Source organism: Streptomyces minutiscleroticus (assembly GCF_014650875.1).
In the GTDB taxonomy this organism is placed as follows: domain Bacteria; phylum Actinomycetota; class Actinomycetes; order Streptomycetales; family Streptomycetaceae; genus Streptomyces; species Streptomyces minutiscleroticus.
In genome coordinates, this window is record NZ_BMVU01000023.1 from 20,675 (window position 1) to 23,461 (window position 2,787).

Consider the following 2,787-nt stretch of genomic DNA (forward strand, 5'->3'; position numbering starts at 1 on the left):
CGGCCACGGCTGCGGAGGAAGTGACGGCTTTGCGGGACGGCGAGGCGCTGAGCTGGAGAGGTCGTGTCCCTCGGGACGGTTTTGCGGGACGGCTGTGGAACATGTGGTGAGGCTCATGCAGAATGCGCAGCAGTTGGGGAGGCGCCGGACACGGTCATGACCGGACCTGGGGGGAACATGCCGCGTTGGAACGCGCTGTCCGATGAACTGGATCCGTCCTTACGGGAGTTGGTGACGCGGTTACGCCGGCTGAAGGACCGCAGCGAGTTGAGCATGCGGCAGTTGGCGGCCAGGACGGGATACAGCGTGACGTCCTGGGAGCGGTATCTGGGCGGCAGGTCGCTGCCGCCCGGGCGGGCCGTGGAGGCGCTGGCCCGGATCGGGGGCGCCGACCCGGTCGGGCTGCTGGCGTTGCACGAGGTCGCCGCCGAGGCCTGGGCCGCCCGTCGCGCGAAGGGGCCCGCACCGGCGCGGCTCTCGGCGGGGGAGCGGACCGGACCGGCCGCGGAACGGGAGCCTGCCGGACCGGCTGCCCCGGCGGAGCCGCCCGCTCCGGTGGTGACGGCAACGGCTGCGGACGCACCGTCCACCGGCCGGGCGTTGCACGTGGCGCTGGTCGCGGGGGCGGTGGCCCTGGTGCTGGCCCTCTCCGCGGTGTTCCTGCTCGTGCTGCGGTTCCATCCGGACAGTGGCGCGACGGCCGCCACCGCCCCCTTGCCCTCCGCCGCCGAGTCCTCGTCCCCTCCCGCGTACACCTGCCGTATCGAGCGGACCGAAGGTCTGTGGACCGCCGGCATCAACTCCACCAGGGACACCGAGGTCTCCTACGGCGACGTCGGACCGGACGTCGCCGAGGCGCAGTGCCTGTTGCGCCGGGCGGGCATCTCGCCGGGCGGCATCGACGGCATGTTCGGGCCGCTGACGCTGCGCGCGGTCAAGGACATGCAGAAGAAGTCGGGGCTGGTCGTCGACGGCATGGTCGGACCGCGCACCTGGAAGGCCCTGCGCGGATGACGCGCCAGGCGTCGTCGCCGTCGCCGGAGAGCGCCCGACTGGTCCTCCTGCTGCGGCAGTTGAGGGAACGCACCGGTCTGAGCCTGGCGGGCCTCGCCGAGGCGACCACGTTCAGCAAGTCGTCGTGGGAGCGCTACCTCAACGGCAGGATTCTGCCGCCGCGCGGGGCCGTGAAGGAGCTGTGCCGCCTCGCCGGTGAGCCGGACGGGCGCTGTCTCGCGCTGTGGGAGATCGCGCGGGCGGAGTGGGGCGGGCGGGCGAAGGAGGCGACGCGTGCGCCGTCCGCCGGTGCCGGGGCGTCGGCCCCCGCCCCGGCACCGGTCCCCGCCCGGCGGCCGGGTCCGGCGGCGGTCGTCCCGGAGCCGGAGCCGGAGGCGGGCAGGGGTGCGCCGGCCGGTGACCCGGTCGCGGCGCCCGTGCCCACGCAGGCCCCGGCAGCGGCCGGGAACACCCGCGTCGGTCACCGCCGGACCGCGGTCGTGGCGGTCCTCGCGTCGGTGTGTGCCGCGCTGCTGGGGGCCGTCGTGCTGACCCTGCTCCTCCTCCCGCACCGGAGCGGTGCCGAGCGGCCCGTCGGTACCCTGCCCGCCTCCGGCTCCGGCACCGGCTCCGGCTCCGGACCGTTCTGTCGCGAAGCGGCCTGCCGGGGCAAGGACCCGCTGGTCATGAGGTGCGCCGCCGACCCGGACACCCTGGTCGAGCACCGCACCGCCGGCGGCGCCTCGGTCCAGATCCGGTACAGCGACACGTGCGGGAGCAGCTGGGCGCGCATGTGGGGCGCCCGGATCGGCGACCGGATCGAAGTGAGGGTCGACGGACCGGACGGACCCGTCCGCGACGCCCGGGTCGGCAACCGCCGTGAGGCGGACACCTACGTGCACACCCTCATGGGCGTGACGCCTCCCGGAGCACTCGTCCAGGGGTGCTTCCTGCCCGCGGGGAGAGGCGAGAAGGAGTGCTTCGAGGCCAGGTCCGTGCTCAGGCATCCGGGCATGGCGGCTCCCGTACCGGGCACTCCGTAGAAGATCCGTGCCGGACGACGGCGCGGACGGGGTGCACAGGAGCGGAGGAGCGTCCGTGGACTGGCTGTTCATCGTGAAACCTGCCGACACCGCTCCGGGCGGTGGTTCCTCCGCCAAGGACCGCATGCTGGAGGAGGCCGAGACCGCGCCCCGCCGGGAGTGGTGCCTGTCCCGGTGGCGGCGCATGGCGCCCGGCGACCGTCTGTGGGTCTACTTCGCCGCGCCGGTGCGGGAGATCGCGGCGGTGGCCGAGATCGAGGACGAGCCGTACGAGGTGACCGGCAGTCCCCGCCAGCCGTGGCGGGTCACGGCGACCCTGGACCGGGACGCGACCCGCCGGCTGCACCTCGACCCCGTCCCGCTCCACGCCCTGTCCAACCGGCACCCGCAGGGGGTCACCCGGGTGAAGGACAGCGACCTGGGACTGCTGCTGGACCACGCGGGCCTGTGACGGGCCGACGACCCGGGCACGTCGAGCCCGTGACCTGCGACGACTGGCACGTGATCAAACGGGGACGGTACATGAGGACGGCTCTGAGCGTGAGAACCGCCGCCCATGGCACCACGCGTCCCTTCCCCGCCGCAGGCGTGGGCCCCGGCCGATGATCCGAGGTGGCCACGGATCCGGACGCCGTCCGTGCCCTGCCGGGACCTCGCGCGGCCTCTGCTCCCTTTCCGGCGCGACGCGTGCGGTCCGTGTCCGGTCCGGGGCCCGGACGGGGCGGCTGCTCCGGCTCCGCCCCGTCCGGGG

The 2,787-nt window shown here is 74.5% G+C and carries 3 protein-coding genes; all 3 read left to right on the plus strand.

What is annotated here, in order from left to right; translation table 11 throughout:
* Window positions 1-177 precede the first annotated feature (177 nt).
* Genes IE271_RS21975 through IE271_RS21985 form a run of 3 tightly spaced genes read left to right on the plus strand, consistent with a single transcriptional unit; the run spans window position 178 to window position 2,487 of the window.
* Window positions 178-1,014, plus strand: a complete 837-nt coding sequence (locus IE271_RS21975; RefSeq protein WP_190192103.1) for a peptidoglycan-binding protein — start codon at window positions 178-180, stop codon at window positions 1,012-1,014.
* Complete coding sequence (locus tag IE271_RS21980) at window positions 1,011-2,036, plus strand: helix-turn-helix domain-containing protein (RefSeq protein ID WP_190192104.1); 1,026 nt, start codon at window positions 1,011-1,013, stop codon at window positions 2,034-2,036. The genes IE271_RS21975 and IE271_RS21980 overlap by 4 nt, the downstream gene beginning before the upstream one ends.
* A 55-nt stretch (window positions 2,037-2,091) precedes the next feature.
* Window positions 2,092-2,487 (plus strand): EVE domain-containing protein, encoded by a 396-nt coding sequence (locus IE271_RS21985; protein ID WP_190192105.1) that lies wholly within the window; start codon window positions 2,092-2,094, stop codon window positions 2,485-2,487.
* The last annotated feature ends 300 nt before the right edge of the window (window positions 2,488-2,787 follow it).

Bases quoted from the DNA above. Each gene is read 5' to 3' on its own strand.
- IE271_RS21980 (WP_190192104.1), top strand. From the start codon at position 1,011: ATGACGCGCCAGGCGTCGTCGCCGTCGCCGGAGAGCGCCCGACTGGTC.
- IE271_RS21975 (WP_190192103.1), top strand. From the start codon at position 178: ATGCCGCGTTGGAACGCGCTGTCCGATGAACTGGATCCGTCCTTACGG.